Source organism: Micromonospora sp. NPDC000668 (genome assembly GCF_042897975.1).
Lineage (GTDB): Bacteria > Actinomycetota > Actinomycetes > Mycobacteriales > Micromonosporaceae > Micromonospora.
In genome coordinates this window covers 794,777-810,007 of record NZ_JBIAYP010000003.1, presented here as the reverse complement: position 1 = coordinate 810,007, position 15,231 = coordinate 794,777, and the positions used below count along the sequence as shown (strand labels likewise).

Annotated in this window: 16 protein-coding genes; 3 read left to right on the top strand and 13 right to left on the bottom strand. The window is 71.5% G+C overall.

The genetic code is table 11. The features are described 5' to 3' along the window. Window positions 1-16: 16 nt before the first annotated feature. Genes ACFY29_RS20015 through ACFY29_RS20000 form a run of 4 tightly spaced genes read right to left on the bottom strand, consistent with a single transcriptional unit; the run spans window position 17 to window position 3,590 of the window. Window positions 17-658: a response regulator gene (locus ACFY29_RS20015; RefSeq protein WP_386988100.1), complete on the bottom strand. Its 642-nt coding sequence runs from the start codon at window positions 656-658 to the stop codon at window positions 17-19. Continuing rightward, complete coding sequence (locus tag ACFY29_RS20010) at window positions 655-1,923, bottom strand: sensor histidine kinase (RefSeq protein WP_386988098.1); 1,269 nt, start codon at window positions 1,921-1,923, stop codon at window positions 655-657. The genes ACFY29_RS20015 and ACFY29_RS20010 overlap by 4 nt, the downstream gene beginning before the upstream one ends. An 11-nt stretch (window positions 1,924-1,934) precedes the next feature. Then, the gene (locus ACFY29_RS20005; RefSeq protein ID WP_386988095.1) at window positions 1,935-2,669 is read right to left on the bottom strand and encodes an ABC transporter permease; all 735 of its coding nucleotides are present in this window, start codon (window positions 2,667-2,669) and stop codon (window positions 1,935-1,937) included. 12 nt (window positions 2,670-2,681) lie between these two features. After that, window positions 2,682-3,590, bottom strand: a complete 909-nt coding sequence (locus ACFY29_RS20000; protein WP_386988092.1) for an ABC transporter ATP-binding protein — start codon at window positions 3,588-3,590, stop codon at window positions 2,682-2,684. Between the two features lie 197 nt (window positions 3,591-3,787). On the opposite strand from ACFY29_RS20000, the gene ACFY29_RS19995 reads away from it, so the two are divergent. Further along, window positions 3,788-4,618, top strand: a complete 831-nt coding sequence (locus tag ACFY29_RS19995; protein WP_386988089.1) for an EI24 domain-containing protein — start codon at window positions 3,788-3,790, stop codon at window positions 4,616-4,618. A 1-nt stretch (window position 4,619) separates the two neighbouring features. Further along, entirely contained in the window at window positions 4,620-5,144 is a 525-nt protein-coding gene (locus tag ACFY29_RS19990) for an O-acetyl-ADP-ribose deacetylase (protein WP_386988086.1), read from the top strand. A gap of 46 nt (window positions 5,145-5,190) precedes the next feature. Here ACFY29_RS19990 and ACFY29_RS19985 read toward each other — a convergent pair whose 3' ends face one another. The 8 genes from ACFY29_RS19985 to ACFY29_RS19950 form a co-directional block, all read right to left on the bottom strand. Next, a complete protein-coding gene (locus tag ACFY29_RS19985) occupies window positions 5,191-6,087 on the bottom strand; it encodes a GNAT family N-acetyltransferase (protein WP_386988083.1) in 897 nt (298 codons plus the stop codon). Further along, window positions 6,087-6,500 (bottom strand): RidA family protein, encoded by a 414-nt coding sequence (locus ACFY29_RS19980; RefSeq protein ID WP_386988080.1) that lies wholly within the window; start codon window positions 6,498-6,500, stop codon window positions 6,087-6,089. The genes ACFY29_RS19985 and ACFY29_RS19980 overlap by 1 nt, the downstream gene beginning before the upstream one ends. 105 nt (window positions 6,501-6,605) lie before the next feature. Beyond that, window positions 6,606-7,613, bottom strand: a complete 1,008-nt coding sequence (locus ACFY29_RS19975) for a LacI family DNA-binding transcriptional regulator (protein ID WP_328420834.1) — start codon at window positions 7,611-7,613, stop codon at window positions 6,606-6,608. Window positions 7,614-7,632: 19 nt separating this feature from the next. Continuing rightward, window positions 7,633-9,015 (bottom strand): GH1 family beta-glucosidase, encoded by a 1,383-nt coding sequence (locus ACFY29_RS19970; RefSeq protein ID WP_328420832.1) that lies wholly within the window; start codon window positions 9,013-9,015, stop codon window positions 7,633-7,635. Continuing rightward, window positions 9,012-9,845 (bottom strand): carbohydrate ABC transporter permease, encoded by an 834-nt coding sequence (locus ACFY29_RS19965; RefSeq protein WP_328420829.1) that lies wholly within the window; start codon window positions 9,843-9,845, stop codon window positions 9,012-9,014. Before ACFY29_RS19965 ends, ACFY29_RS19970 begins: the two co-directional genes overlap by 4 nt. Then, a complete protein-coding gene (locus ACFY29_RS19960; RefSeq protein WP_355601598.1) occupies window positions 9,842-10,840 on the bottom strand; it encodes a sugar ABC transporter permease in 999 nt (332 codons plus the stop codon). Before ACFY29_RS19960 ends, ACFY29_RS19965 begins: the two co-directional genes overlap by 4 nt. A 69-nt stretch (window positions 10,841-10,909) precedes the next feature. Further along, window positions 10,910-12,217, bottom strand: a complete 1,308-nt coding sequence (locus ACFY29_RS19955; protein WP_328420825.1) for an extracellular solute-binding protein — start codon at window positions 12,215-12,217, stop codon at window positions 10,910-10,912. Between the two features lie 194 nt (window positions 12,218-12,411). Next, the gene (locus tag ACFY29_RS19950) at window positions 12,412-13,185 is read right to left on the bottom strand and encodes a maleylpyruvate isomerase family mycothiol-dependent enzyme (protein ID WP_355601596.1); all 774 of its coding nucleotides are present in this window, start codon (window positions 13,183-13,185) and stop codon (window positions 12,412-12,414) included. A gap of 69 nt (window positions 13,186-13,254) precedes the next feature. Here ACFY29_RS19950 and ACFY29_RS19945 point away from each other — a divergent pair, with 69 nt between their 5' ends. Further along, window positions 13,255-14,337: a UDP-N-acetylmuramate dehydrogenase gene (locus ACFY29_RS19945; protein WP_328420821.1), complete on the top strand. Its 1,083-nt coding sequence runs from the start codon at window positions 13,255-13,257 to the stop codon at window positions 14,335-14,337. Between the two features lie 88 nt (window positions 14,338-14,425). On the opposite strand, the gene ACFY29_RS19940 is transcribed toward ACFY29_RS19945, so the two are convergent. Continuing rightward, window positions 14,426-15,226 (bottom strand): class I SAM-dependent methyltransferase, encoded by an 801-nt coding sequence (locus tag ACFY29_RS19940; protein WP_386988073.1) that lies wholly within the window; start codon window positions 15,224-15,226, stop codon window positions 14,426-14,428. Between the last annotated feature and the right edge of the window lie 5 nt (window positions 15,227-15,231).

Below are 15,231 nucleotides of genomic sequence, written 5' to 3'. Positions count from 1 at the left end.
CCTGCCCGGCCCCCGCTCACCGCCCGCCGGGGGTGAGCAGGCCCCGGTCGTACGCGACGGCCACGGCGGCGGCACGGTCGTTGACCCCGAGCTTGGCGTAGACGTGCAGCAGGTGGGTCTTCACCGTGGCCTCGCTGATGAACAGCCGGGCCGCCGCCTCCCGGTTGGACGCGCCCTTCGCCACCAGGGTGAGCACCTCCAGCTCCCGCTGGCTCAGCGGCTCCTCGGCGGGCGCGCGGAGCCGCCCCATCAGCCGGCCGGCCACGCTGGGGGACAGCACCGACTCGCCCCGGGCGGCGGCCCGTACCGCTCGGACCAGCTCGTCGCGGGGCGCGTCCTTCAGCAGGTAGCCGGTGGCGCCGGCCTCGATGGCCGGCAGCACGTCGGCGTCGGTGTCGTACGTGGTGAGCACCAGCACCTTGGTGGAGCTGCCGGAACGGGCCAGCCGGTCGATCGCGGTCACCCCGTTCATCCCGGGCATCCGCAGGTCCATCAGCACCACGTCCGGACGCAGGTGCGCGGCCAGCGCGAGCGCCTCGGCACCGTCACCGGCCTCGCCGACCACCTCGAAATCCGGGTCGCCGGTGAACATGCCACGCAGGCCGTCCCGTACCACCGGGTGGTCGTCGACGATCAGCAGCCGGACCGGGGCGTTCACCCGGCACCCCCGGAAAGTGCGGGCACGGACGCCGAGACGGCGGTGCCGCAGCCCGGCTCACTCTCGACGGCCAGCTCGCCGCCGACGCCGGCCACCCGCTGCCGCATGGCGATCAGCCCGTATCCGCCGTCGGGACGGTGGAGGGCGGGCGGGTCGGTAACCGGGAAACCCGTGCCGTCGTCCCGGATGTCCAGGGTGACCACGTCACCCATGTACGACAGGGTGAGCCCGACCCGGGACGCCTTGGCGTGCCGGGCCACGTTGGCCAGCGCCTCCTGAGCGGTCCGCAACAGAGTCACCTCGACCTCCGGGTGCAGCGGGTGGGCGTCGCCGGTCACGTTCACCTCGGCGCGTACCTCGTTGATCGTCGACCAGCGCCGGGTCAGCTCGGCGAGCGCCTCGGGCAGCCGGGCGGCCTCCAGCGCCTCGGGGCGGACCGCCCGCACCGAGCGGCGTGCTTCGGTGAGGCTCTCCCGGGCCAGGGCGACCGCGGTGTCCACGTGCCGCTGCCAGTCGGCGTGCCGGTCCCGGGCCACCCCGGCCGCCTCCAGCTGGGTGATGATGCCGGTGAGGCCCTGCGCCAGGGTGTCGTGGATCTCCCGGGCCATCCGCTGCCGCTCGTCGGTCACCCCGGCCTCCCGGGCCTGGGTGAGTAGCTGGGCGTGCAGCCCATCGTTTTCCCGCATCGTCTCGGCCAGCCGGCGGTTCGCCTCGGCCAGCTCCTCGACCAGCCGTTTGCGGTTGGCGTGCTGCCGCTCGGCGATGGTGGCGAACCAGATCATCCCACCGGCCGCGCCCAGGTTGAACAGCACCAGCACGCACCAGAGCAGCCAGTGCGACAGAGAGTGCGGCAGACCGCCGCCCTGCGCGGTGCCTGCCAGGACGGCCGAGGCAGCCACCCCGGCGAACCGCCAGTTGCCAGGCAGCATCATCGCGTGCAGGAATCCGGCCCAGCTGAAGAAGCCGTACCAGGGGCTGCTCAGCACCAGCATGGCGCTGAGCGCGAGCAGCCCGACGTAGTAGACGACCATCAGCGTGCGCCGGGTCGCCCAATCGGGGTGCAGGCTGACGAACCAGGCAATCCAGCCCGCCGCGATTGCGGCGACGAGCAGGTGGGGGATCGCTGAGCGGCCCATGGGCGCCGGCGCGGCGGTGGTGAGCAGTGCCCCGACGGCCAGCCCGATGAATGGGAGCACCCGGTGGAGGCCCGCCTCCCGGGCCTCCCAGGTTGCCAGCCGATCAACCTGCTCGGCGATGCTGGTCATCGGACCCCCGCTCACTCCCAGCGGAACAATTTCGCCGCGACCGAACCAGCGAGCACGGCGATGACCGCCATTATCGCCAGGTGCAGCGGCTGCGGAGCATCCGCGGTCCAGGCATCGAGCAGCGCCTGCACCCCGGGTGGCGTGTAGTCGCCGATCCGGACCAGGAAGTCCGGCAGGAGGAACCGGGGCACGTAGACGCCGCCGAAGAACATGACCGCCATGAACAGCGGCACGGCCAGCGCCTGCGCCGACTTGGTCGTCCGCGCCACCGCCGCCACCAGCAGGCCCAGCCCCAGTAGGGCCGCCGTACCGAGGATGAGGGCCAGCGTGAAGCCCAGTGGGTGCTGGGGCAGCGGTACGTCGAACGCCAACCGGCCGACCACGACGAGCAGCACGGCGCTGACCAGGATGGTGCCGAGCGAGATGACCAGTTGGGCGGCCAGCAGCGCGGCCGGGCTGGCCGGGGTGGTGGCCAGCCGGCGCAGCACCCCACGTTCCCGGTAGGTGGCCAGCACCGTGGGCAGGATGTTCACCGCCGACATGGCGAGCGTGATCACCAGCAGCGAGGGCGCGAAGTACTGGACGAAGGAGAGGTCGCCGAACTGCGCCTCCGGCTGGCGTCCCGCCGGAATCAGCCCGAACACCAGCAGCAGTGCGAGCGGCAACGCGACGGTCGTCAGCGGCGAGCCGAAGTCCCGCAGGAAGAGTCGTGTTTCGATCTTGAGGATCTGCCCGAAGGCGTGCATGTCGGTTCTCCCTCAGGCGGCGGGCCGGTGCCCGGTCAGCTCGACGAACGCGTCGTCGAGGGTGGACTGTTCCAGCCGCAGGTCGGCGGCGATGATCTGGTTGCGGGCGAGCGTCGAGGTGACCGCGTGCAGCACGTCCCCGGTGCCGGTCACCACCAGCTGACTGCCGGTGCGGTGTACGGAGATCACCTCGGGCAGGTCCGTGAAGAGCTGGTCGTCGACCGGGGCGGACGGCCGGAACCGGACCCGCTGCTCCGGGGCCACCGTCGACACCAGGCCGGCCGGGCTGTCCAGTGCGACGACCCGTCCCCGGTCGATCACGGCTACCCGGTCGCAGAGCCGCTCGGCCTCCTCCATGAAGTGGGTGACCAGCACGATCGTCACGCCGCTGTCCCGAATCTGCTCGATGAGGGCCCAGGTGTCCCGCCGGGACTGCGGGTCCAACCCGGTGGTCAGCTCGTCCAGGATCGCGACGCTCGGGTTGCCGACCAGCGCCAGCGCGATCGACAGCCGCTGTTTCTGGCCGCCGGAGAGCTTCTTGTACGCGGTGTTCCGCTTCTCGCCCAGACCCAGCCTGTCGATCAGGCCCGCCGGGTCGGCCGGGTTGCGGTAGAACGAGGCGTACAGCTCCAGCGCCTCGGCGACCCGCAGCTGGTCCGGCAGTTGGCTCTCCTGGAGCTGTACGCCAACCCGCTGGCGGAGCTGGGCCGCGTCCCCACGGGGGTCGAGCCCGAGGACCGACACCCCGCCCCCGTCCGGGACGCGGAGCCCCGCGACACACTCCACCGTGGTGGTCTTGCCGGCGCCGTTCGGGCCGAGGACCCCGAAGATCTCCCCGGCCTCGACCGTGAACGAAACGTCGTCCACGGCCACCAGGTCGCCGTACCGTTTGTGCAGGTTGGTCACCTCAATGACCGGCATCGTGCCGCCTTCCGCCGTCGTACCCGTACCTCTTCAGCGTGGCGGCGGCGGCTCGGCGGCGAATCGACCAGCCGTTGGTGATCTTTCGTGGCAGCGGCTGACCCCGGCGATCCACCAACCGGTTGATGTGGACGGAAGGGATCCCTGTCAACGCGCCGCCCGGCGGCGGTTGGCACTGATCGCTAGGCTGCTCGGTCGTGGACGCCAGCAGAATCGCCAGCCCGGTGACCGGGGTCGTCGGACGCTTCTTCGCCGGGGTCGGGTTGCTCCTGCGTGGGCTTGGCCTCTACGTGCGCAGCCCGGGAATGATGCTGCTCGGCATCGTGCCGGCGTTGATCTCCGGTGCGCTCTTCGTGGCCGCGATCGCCACCCTGGCGTATTTCGTGGACGACATCGCCGCACTGGTCACGCCGTTCGCCGACGACTGGTCGACCACCGCCCGCAACCTGGTCCGGGTGATCGCCGGGTTGGCCATCCTGGGTCTCGGCGGGCTGCTCGGCGTGCTCACCTTCACGGCGGTGACCCTGGTGATCGGAGACCCGTTCTACGAGAAGATCTCCGAGCGGGTGGAGGAACGGCTCGGGGGCACTCCCGGCGCGGTGGAGGTCTCCTTCTGGCCTTCGCTGCGCCGCAGCATCGCCGACTCCGTACGGCTGGTGGCCCTCGCGGCGCTGGTCGGCATTCCGCTCTTCGTCGCCGGTTTCATCCCGGTGGTCGGTCAGACGGTGGTCCCGGTGATCGGGGCGGCGGTGGGCGGCTGGTTCCTCGCGCTGGAGCTGGTCGGGGCACCCTTCTACCGGCGGGGGATGCGGCTGCCGGACCGCCGGTCCGTGCTGAAGGCGGACCGACCGATGGCGCTCGGCTTCGGAGTGGCGGTCTTCGTCTGCTTCCTGATCCCGCTCGGCGCGGTGCTGATCATGCCGGCCGCGGTCGCCGGTGCGACTCTGCTGGCCCGCCGATCCCTCGGCCAGCCCATCGACGAACGGGTGCCCGCGCCGCCGGCAGGCCACCCCATCGAGGGGCGCTGATATGCAGATCAACCTCGTCGAGGGCGACATCACCGTCCAGCGGGTGGACGCGATCGTGAACGCCGCGAACTCGTCCCTGCTGGGCGGCGGCGGAGTGGACGGTGCCATCCACCGGCGCGGCGGCCCGGCCATCCTGGCCGAGTGCCGGGCGTTGCGGGCGTCCCGGTACGGCCGGGGTCTGCCCACCGGGCAGGCGGTGGCCACCACGGCCGGGGAGCTGCCGGCCCGCTGGGTCATCCACACCGTCGGGCCGGTCTGGTCGGCCGGCGAGGACCGCTCGGCGCTGCTGCGCGACTGCTACGCCAACAGCCTGCGGATAGCCGACGAGCTGGGCGCGTCCACCGTGGCGTTCCCGCTGATCTCCGCCGGCATCTACGGCTGGCCGATCGAGGACGCGGTCCGCCAGGCGCTGACGGTGCTGCGCCCGGCCGCGCCGGCGAACGTCACCGAGGCGCGCATGGTCCTCTTCGGGGCGGATACCCACGCCACCGCGCGCCAGGTCTTCGACGCCGACCCCTCGGCATAGCGAAAGCCCTCGGACGCGCCGGGTTCCTCGTGCCGACCGACGCTGATCAGGTCAGCTCGGCCAGGCAGGACCACTGGGACGCGACCGGCCGGTAGCCGAGCCGCGCGTTGATTGCCAGCATCGGCGCGTTCGCCTCGTCGTTCGAGGTGTACGCGACGCGGACGCCGCCGGCGGCGGCCCGGTGCAGCGCCGCCGTCTTGACCAGCCGGGCCAGCCCTCGACCCCGGTACGCCGGGACGGTGCCGGTGTAGTCCGACCACATCCGGTCCCCGTCCCGCTTCACCAGGCTGAACGCGGCGATCTCCCCGTCGACCTCGACGGCGGTGCTGGCCGCCTTGTCCAGGCCGAGGTTCTCCCAGACGTCGTACTGCCAGCTCTCGTAGCTGACCGCGTCGATCGGGACGTCACTCGGCTCGTCGGCCCCCGCGGCCACGTTCGCCACGTACAGCCGGTGCGGGTCCAGGTCCGCGATCGGGTGCAGCCGTACGCCCGCCGGCAGGTCCGGCGCGGGCGGTGCCGGGTCCAGGTCGAGCGCGGAGTACCGCACCTCCCGGCTTGGCTCGAAGCCGTGCCGGCGGGCGAACGGCAGCGAGTCCGGCTGCGCCCAGGTGCGGACCCGGCGGATCCCCAGCGGGGTGAGGTGATCCGTCGCGGCGGCCAGCACCGCGCTGCCGATGCCGCGCCGCCGGTGCTCCGGGTGGACGTGCAGCAGGGCAATGTCGCCGACGTCCGGCGTCGAGGTCCAGGCAACGCGCTGGGCGGAAGCCCAGCCGACCACCTGTCCGTCGACCTCGGCCACGAAGGCGGTCCACCCCTCCTCGGGCGGCGGTTCGGCGAGCATCTTGCGGGTCGACTCGACCCCGCGTACCAGGTACGGGTAGACGATGGCCCGCAGCGCCACCACGGCCGGAGCGTCGTCGGGTCGTGCCACGCGGATCCGCATCAGGCTCCCGTCCGAACGGCGGCGACCGCTTCGACCTCGACGAGCTGATCGGTGTAGCCGAGCACGGCCACCCCGAGCAGGGTGCTGGGCGGGTCGTGGTCGCCGAAGAAGTCCCGTACCACCTCCCAGGCCGTCACCAGGTCCGCCTGCCGTGACGAGGCCACGTAGACGGTGGTCTTGACCACGTCGTTGAGTTGGGCCCCGGCCGCATTGAGGGCGGTCTCCAGGTTCGCCATCACCTGCCGGGCCTGCGCCGCGTGGTCGCCCGGCGCGACGGTCCGTCCCTCCGCGTCGAGCGGGCACGCGCCGGCGGTGAACACCAGCCGGGCGGGCGGCTCGACGGTTGCCGCGTACGCGTACTCGGCGACGTCGGTGAGGGCAGGGACGTGCAACAACGCGACGGATTGCGGCATGCCGGCGAGGCTAACCACGATCGGGCGCCCGAGCGACGCATTAACCGGCGGCAGGCAGTTGTGTGGATCTTGTGGGCGCGCCCCGGCGAGCGCGGCCTGGCCGAATCAGGCGGAATCGCGCAGGATCAGCTCGGTGGGGAGCATGACCGCCGGCTCGATGGTCTCGCCGGCGGCCAGCCGGAGCAGCTGTCGGGTCATCCGTCGGCCGATCTCCACGATCGGCTGCCGGACGGTCGTCAGCGGCGGCTCGGTGTACGCGGCGGTCTCGATGTCGTCGAAGCCGACCACCGCGACGTCCTCCGGCACTCGACGACCGGCCTCGCGCAGCGTCCGCATGGCGGCGTGCGCCATCAGGTCGGAGGCGGCGAAGACCGCGTCCAGGTCGGGATGCTCGGTGAGCAGCCGGTGCATCGCCGCAGCCCCGGACTCCCGGGTGAAGTCGCCGATCGCGACCAGCTCGGGTAGCCCGGCGGCGGCCACCGTGTCGCGGTAGCCAGCGAGCCGTTCGATCCCGGCCACCATGTCCTGTGGCCCGGCGATGCTGGCGATCCGCCGGCGACCGCTGTCGATCAGGTGCCGCACGGCCGCCGTCACGCCGCCGACGTGGTCGACGTCCACGTACGGCACGGGCACGTCGCCGAGCGGCCGGCCGCTGCACACCACCGGGATGCCGAGTCGGGCCAGCGTTCCGGGCAGCGGGTCGGCGCCGTGCAGCGACGCGAAGAGCACCCCGTCGACGTGCCGGCCGGTGGTGAACCGCTCGACCCGGTGGTGCCCGGCCGGTGACCCGGCCAGCATCAGCACCAACTGCTTGTCGGCCGCCTCCAACTCCTGGCTGACCCCGCGGATGATGCCGGGGAAGACCTGGTCGTCGGAGAAGACCCGGGTGGCCGCCTCCGGCATGACCAGGGCGATCGAGTCGGTGCGCTGGGTGACCAGGCTGCGGGCGGCCAGGTTGGGTACGTACCCCAGCTCGGCGACCGCCCGGTTGACCGCCTCCCGGATCGGCTCGGCGACGGTGGTGGAGCCGTTGACCACGCGCGACACGGTGGCCCGGGACACCCCGGCCAGCGCTGCCACCGCCTCGAGCGTCGGCCGTTGCGCCGTCGTCATAGCGCCTTCCCCCCGCTCGTCACAGCCCGTTCCGGGAGATCACCTCCTGGTACCACCGGGCGCTGGCCTTCGGTGTGCGCCGCTGGGTCAGGTAGTCGACGTGCACGATCCCGAACCGCTTGCGGTAGCCCTCCGCCCACTCGAAGTTGTCCAGGAATGACCATACGAGATAGCCGCGCAGGTCCACGCCCCGGGAGATCGCCTCGTGTGCGGCACGCAGGTGCCCGTCGAGGTAGGCGATCCGGTCGGTGTCGATCACCTGCCCCGGCCCGTCGGGCGAGTCGGCGCCCGGCTTGTCGGGGAACGCCGCGCCGTTCTCGGTGATCAGCAGTGGCACCCCGGGGTAGTCGGTGGCGATCCGTTCCAGCAGCCGGGTCAGCCCGGCCGGCTCGATCATCCAGTCCATGTCGGTGAGCGGCCCGGCCGGCGGCAGGAACTGCACCGCGCCCTCGGTGCCCGGGTACGCACCGCCGCCGCCAGCGCCGTCGGGCCGACCGGCGACGTAGCTGGGCTGGTAGTAGTTGATCCCGAGGAGGTCGATCGGGGCGGCGATCAGCTTCTCGTCGCCGTCCCGGATGAACGTCGGCTCGACGATCCGCGCCACGTGCTCCCGCACGTCGTCCGGGTAGCCACCGGCCAACAGGGGGTCGAGGAAGATCCGGTTGTGCAGGCCGTCGACCAGGCGGACCGCCGCGGCGTCGGCGGCGCTCTGCGGGTCGGCCGGCCGCACGTCGGCCGGATTGAGGGTGATGCCCACGCTGCGTGCGCCGGCCGCCCGCAACGCCCGCGCCGCCAGGCCGTGCCCGAGCAGCAGATGGTGTACGGCGGTGAAGGCCGCCGCCGGGTCCTGCTCGCCGGGGGCGTGCACCCCGTTGCCGTAGCCGAGGTAGGCCGAGCACCACGGCTCGTTCAGCGTGGTCCAGACGTCCACCCGATCGCCGAGCCGGGCGTACATCGCCGTGGCGTACGTGGCGAAGTGCTCGGCGGTGTCCCGGTTGGTCCAGCCGCCCCGGTCGCCCAGGGTCTGCGGCAGGTCCCAGTGGTAGAGGGTGACGATCGGGTCGATCCCCCGGTCGAGCAGCGTGTCGGTGAGCCGGTCGTAGAAGTCCAGGCCGCGCGGGTTGACCGGGCCGGTGCCGTCCGGCTGGATCCGTGGCCAGGCGACCGAGAACCGGTACGCCCGCAGCCCCAGCTCGGCCATCAGCGCCACGTCGTCGGCGTACCGGTGGTAGTGGTCGCAGGCGACGTCGCCGGTGTGGCCCTGGTACACCTTTCCCGGTGTGCGGCTGAAGGTGTCCCAGATGGACGGGCCGCGTCCGTCGTCGCGGGCCGCGCCCTCGATCTGGTACGCGGCGGTGGCCGCTCCCCAGAGGAAGTGCTCGGGAAACCGGAGTTCATTCACGCCTTGACCGCACCTTCCATGATCCCGCCGATGATCTGCCGGCCGAACAGCACGAAGACCAGCAGCAGGGGCAGCGTCGCGATGGCCGTCCCGGTGAACACCTGCGACATGTCCTGGTAGTACCCGTCTGACAGCGCCCGCAGGGAGAGCTGAACGGTCGGGTTCGCCGGGTCGTTCAGCACAGCGTACGGCCACAGGAAGTCGTTCCAGGTGGTCATGAACGTGAGCAGGCCGAGCACGGCGGCGGCCGGTCGCAGCGCGGGCACCACCACGTGCCACCAGATCCGGGCCGTGCCGCAGCCGTCCATCCGGGCGGCCTCGATCAGCTCGTCGCTGACCGCCTGTCCGGCGTACTGCCGCATCATGAAGACCCCGAACCCGGTGACCAGTGCCGGCACGATCACCGCGGGCAGCCGGTCGTTCCACTGCAGCCGGGTCATCAACATGTACAGCGGGATCACGCCGAGCTGGGTCGGCACCATCATGGTCGCGATGATCGCCAACAGCAGCGCGTTGCGGCCGCGGAACCGTAGCTTCGCGAAGGCGAAGCCGGCCAGGCTGGCGAAGAACACCACGGAGACGGTCACCGTGCAGGCCACGATCGTCGAGTTGATCAGGCCGGTCAGGAAGTACGCGTCGGTGTTGTCGAACAGCCGGGCGATGTTGGCTCCCAGGTTGCCGCCCGGGGTCATCGGCGGCGGCAGTTGACCCATCGCGTCGCTGGACCGGCTGGCCACCACGAACATCCACCAGATCGGAAAGACCGACATCCCAGCGGCGATCACCAGGGCCAGGTACGTCAGCGGGCTGGCCCGCCAGAGCCGGCTCATCGAGCCGCTCCCTTCCCGGGACCGGGTCCCGATCCGCCGCCCATCCGGCGCAGGACCAGCACGTTGACCGCCGCCACGATCGCGATGAGCGCGAAGAGCAGCCAGGCCACGGCCGAGCCGTACCCGAAGTTGTAGTGCGGTGCGAAGGCGTTCTCGAACATGTACATGGTCACGGTCTGCGACTCCCGGAGCGATCCGCCCCGGATCGGGTTGGTGCCGGAGTGGAACAGCCGGGGCTCAGTGAAGAGCTGCAACCCGCCGATGGTGGAGATGATGACGCAGAAGATGATCGTCGGCTTGAGCAGCGGCACGGTGATCGACCAGAACTGTCGGACCCGGTTGGCGCCGTCGATCGCCGCCGATTCGTACAGGTCGCGGGGGATGGCCTGCATCGCGGCCAGGAGGATCAGCGCGTTGTAGCCGGTCCACCGCCAGTCGACCATGGCGGAGATGGCCACCCAGGAGGCGACCCGGTCGGATTTCCAGGCCACCGGGTCGACCCCGACCAGGTCGAGCATCCAGTTGATCATGCCGAACTCGCGGCCGAAGAGCACCCCGAACACGATCGCCACGGCGGCGGTGGAGGTCACGTTGGGGACGAGCACCGCCATCCGCCAGCCGGTACGGGCCCGCAGCCCTCGGTTGAGCAGGTTGGCCAGCCAGAGCGCGGCGAGCAGTTGCGGGACGGTGGAGATGACGAAGATGCCCAGCGTGTTGACCACCGCGTGCCAGAAGTCGGCGTCGGCCAGCAGTTGGGTGTAGTTCGCCGCGCCGACGAACGGGTGGTCGGTGCCGAGCAGGTCCCAGTCGTGCAGCGAGACCCAGAAGGTGTACGCCAGTGGGTAGACCCCGAAGACCGCGAAGAGCAGGAAGAACGGGGCGATGTAGAGGTACGGGGAGTAGCGGGTGTCGAGTCGGGTCAGTCGACCCGACGATCCGCGGCGGTTGCCGGGCGTCGGTGCGGCCGGCGGGCGGGCGTCGAGCTGGACGGTCATGCCCGGGAGCTCCTTTCGCGGTGCGGGCGGGACTCCGGCAGCCGGAGCCCGCCCGCACGCTGGGTCTGGCTACTTGGCGGCGGCCTTCTTCGCGTTGGCCACCGCGTCGGTCCAGCCCTGCCCGGGGTTGCGCTGCCCCAGCTCCACGGTCCGTACGGCGTTCTCCACCTCGGTGCGGACGGCCTGGTTCTTCGGGCCCATGTAGACCGGCTTCAGGCTCTTCGCGCCGGTGCCGAAGATGGCGCCGACCGGTGCCCCGGTGAAGTACGCGTTGGTCGCGCCGGTGATCGCCGGATCGTCGAGCGCCTGCGGCGAGGAGGGCAGCGGGCCCTTGGCCTTGAACGCGCCGATCTGGCCCTTGGCGCTGGTCAGGAACTTGGCCAGCTCGATCGCCTCGGCCTGGTGCTTGCTCTGCTTGGGCACGGCGAGGTGTGACCCGCCCCAGTTGCCGCCGTTGCCGGGCACCCGAGCGATGTCCCACTTGCCCTGGGCGGTCGGGCCGGCGTTGCTCTCGATGACCCCGGTCATCCAGGCGGGGCAGGCGATGGTGGCGAACTTCGACTGTTTGAAGGCGGAGACCCACTCCTCGGACCAGGAGCCGTACTTTCCGGAGAGGCCCGAGTCGATGATGTCCATCGTGGTGTCCCAGGCCTGTCGTACCGCCGGGTTGCTGTCGACGACCACGTTGCCGCTGGTGTCGTAGTAGCTGTACCCGGTCGTGTTGCCGGCGGTCTGCAGCAGGATGGTGTTGAAGGTGTTGGTTGCCGCGTCGAGGAACGACGCGCCGGTCTTCGCCGCGACGAACCGTTCCCCGGTGGCGATGTAGTCCTGCCAGGTCGGCCAGAGCTTGGAGACCTCGTCCCGTTCGGTGGGCAGGCCGGCCTTGGCGAAGAGATCCGAGCGGTAGCAGATGGCGATGCCGCCGACGTCGGTGCCGAGGCCGATCAGCTGCTTGCCGTCGGCGGTCAGCCCGGCGTTCCACTTCCATTCGAGGAAGTTGCCCTTGAGGTCGGCGGCGCCGTGGTCCAGCAGGTTGACGAAGTTGCCGGGGTTGGCCTTGTACTCGACCATCAGGCCTTCCTCGATGGCCACCACATCGCCGGCCCCCCGGCCGGCGGCGAGCCACTGGGTCAGCTTCGGCGAGTACTCGTCGAGGTTGGTGCCGGCACCGCGCTCGACGATCTTCACGTCGGGGTGCGCGCTCATGTACTCCTGGTAGAGCTGCTCGTAGCCGAACTGGCCGAAGACGTCGACGGTCAGCGTGACCGGTCCGTCCCCGTCCGCCTCGTCGGCGCCGCCGCAGCCGGCGGTGGCGAGCAGGGCGGTGGCGGCGGCGAGGGCCACCGCGGCGAGGCGGCGGCGCGGGAAGACAGCCATGGGATTCGGACCCCTCTCAAGGTGATCGGGTGGTGGCAAGTGGCTGGGAGAGCGCTCTCACGGACAGGGTGCTGGGTCGTTTCCGCGCTGTCAAGAGAGCGCTCTCTCGGTTTTCATTCGTTACCGAGACATTGACGCCAACGAGGGCGCCACCCCCGTGGGGTGACGCCCTCGACGTGCGGGACGGGTGGCGGTCAGTCGGTGCGCAGGCCGTCGAGCAGGGTCCGGTCGCCGCTGACATCCAGCGTCTCGAAGCTGACCCGGCCCCAGAGCGCCAGCAGCAGGTCGCTCGCGTTGCCGCTGACCTGCGCCCGGGCGTGATGGTCGTCGTGGTCGAAGATGGTCGAGGTGTCGAGCAGCGCCACCCCTTGGCCGCGCAGCCGCAGATACCACACCTGGGCCGCGTCGACCGCGGAGAGCTGCACCACCCCGTGCCAGTCGCCCGGCACCTGCCGTCGGCCCGCGGGCAACCAGGTGTCCAGCACCTCGCTCACGCCGTCGGCGGCCAGCTTCGCCTCGACCGGGTCACCGGCTCCGATGGCGAGCTGGGCATCCCAGCGGTGTACCGCCGTCTCGTGTGCCATCCGGCGCGGCCAGAAGCCGGCCTTCTTCGGCTGCGGAGCCCAGTTCCACGCCGGGGTCTCCGGGTCGAGCCCGTCGAAGAGGGTCATCAGCTGGTCGTACCCCTGCTGCCAGAACTGGAGAGCGCTCAGACCCCGGGCCGCCTCGGCCCGGTCCGCCTCGACCTGGACCCGGGGGGCCGGCGCGGTGGTCACGCCGGAGCCGGCGAACGAATAAACCCAGTGGTAGATGCCGGCAAGGTGCAGCGTGAGATCGTTGACCGTCCAGCCGGGACAAGACAGCACCGGTGTCTCCGGCGGTGCCTCGGCCACCGCTGCGGCGAAGGCCGGGCCCTCCGTTCGGAGCGCCCCGATCCAGAAATCCTTGCTGCCGTGCAGTCTGCTCATCGCCATCCTCCCGGGGGTGCCGGGCCACCAGTGGGTGCCGCGGCTACCCCTCAGCCTAAGGTGAAAGACGTGTCAGACGCCTACGCCCAGTCGACAACCGAAGCCGATCGTGCCATCCCTGGTCCACTGGCCAGCTACACCACGCTGCGGATGGGCGGGCCGGCCGGGCGCATCGTGGCCGCGGGCAGTGCCGACGAGATCATCCGGGCCGTGCAGGCCGCGGACGAGCCGGTCCTGATCCTCGCGGGCGGCAGCAACGTGGTGATCGGCGACGCCGGCTTCCCCGGCACGGTCGTCCTGGTGCGCTCCGGTGGCCTGCGGGTCGTCGCCGAGGATGCCGGGTCGGTCACCGTACGGGTCGAGGCCGGCGAGCCGTGGGACGACCTGGTCGCCGCCACGGTGGCCAACGGCTGGGCCGGCGTGGAGTGCCTCTCCGGCATCCCCGGCTCAACCGGTGCCACCCCGATCCAGAACGTCGGCGCGTACGGCCAGGAGGTCGCCGAGACCATCACCGGGGTCGAGGTGTACGACCGGGTCGAGGGCACCCGTCAGTTCATCCCGGCGGCCGACTGCGGGTTCGCCTACCGGGGCAGCATCTTCAAGTACCGGGACCGCTGGGTGGTGCTCTCCGTCGACTTCCGGCTCGCCCGGTCCCCACTCTCCGGCCCGGTGCGCTACGCCGAGCTGGGCCGGGCGCTCGGAGTCGAGGTGGGCGAGCGGGTGCCGCTGGCGGACGCCCGGGCGGCGGTGCTGCGGCTGCGCGCCGGTAAGGGCATGGTGCTCGACGCCACCGACCCCGACACTCGCTCGGTCGGCTCCTTCTTCACCAACCCGGTGCTCGACCGGGCGACGTACGAGCTGCTCCGGGAGCGCGCCGTCGAGCTGGGCGAGCCGCCCCACTGGCCCGGGGCCGACGACACGGTCAAGGTGAGCGCTGCCTGGCTGATCGACAAGGCCGGCTTCGTCAAGGGCCACCCGGGCCCGGACGGGGTGGCCATCTCCAGCAAGCACACGCTGGCACTCACCAACCGCACCGGCACGGCTCACACTGCCGACCTGATCGCCCTGGCCCGCGACATCCGCGACACGGTGCACACCCGCTTCGGCGTAACCCTCCACCCGGAACCCGTCCTCATCAACTGCACGGTGTGATCCCGCCCCGGCACCCCTCGCCGATCTCGCGCTGATGGGGCAAACCGGCCTTGACGGTGCAAAAGCGGCGAAAGCGCGGGGACTGCGGTCAGGTTCGGGGGGCGATGGTGGGCCAGGGGAGGGTCAGTTCGCCCTGGCGCCAGCGGTGCGGGCCGTCGAGGATGGGCCAGTCGGTGCTCTTGAGCTGGGTTACGGCTCGTAGCCAGCGCTGGCGGGGGCCGAAGGGGGCGTACGGGGCGGCGGCCTGCCAGGCGTCGTCCAGCGCCCGGATCAGATCGTGCACCGGTTCACCGGGGACGTTGCGGTGGATCAGCGACTTGGGCAACCGCTCGGCCAGCTCGGCGGGGCTACCCAACGTGACGAGCTTCGCGGCCAGGGTCAGCGTCCGGGGGCCGTCAGAGTCGATCAGCAGCCAGCTGGCGAGCCGGCCCAACTCGTCGCAGGTGCCCTCGATGAGCGCCCCGCCCGGGGCGAGCGCGGCGGTCATCGTCCGCCAGGCCTCGGGCACCTCGCTCTCGTCGTACTGGCGCAGCACGTTGAACGCGCGCACCAGCACCGGCCGGAGCCCAGCCAGCTCGAACCCGCCGCGAGCGAAGGTCAGGCCGGGCGGGTCGGCGGCCGGTGCCGCGGCGGCCACCCGGGCCGGATCGATCTCCAGCCCGACCAGTCGTACGTCCGGACGGACCCCGGCGGCCAGCCGGGCCCGCAGCTCCACCGCGGTCACCGGGGTGGCGCCGTAGCCGAGATCGACCACCAGGGGGTCGGCCGTTGCCCGCAGTCGGTCGGCGCAGGTGGCGACGATCCAGTTGTCCACCCGGCGGAGCCGGTTCGGGTTGGTCGTGCCCCGGGTGACCACGCCGAGCGGCCGGCGTCGCGCCGCTCCGCTCATCCTGA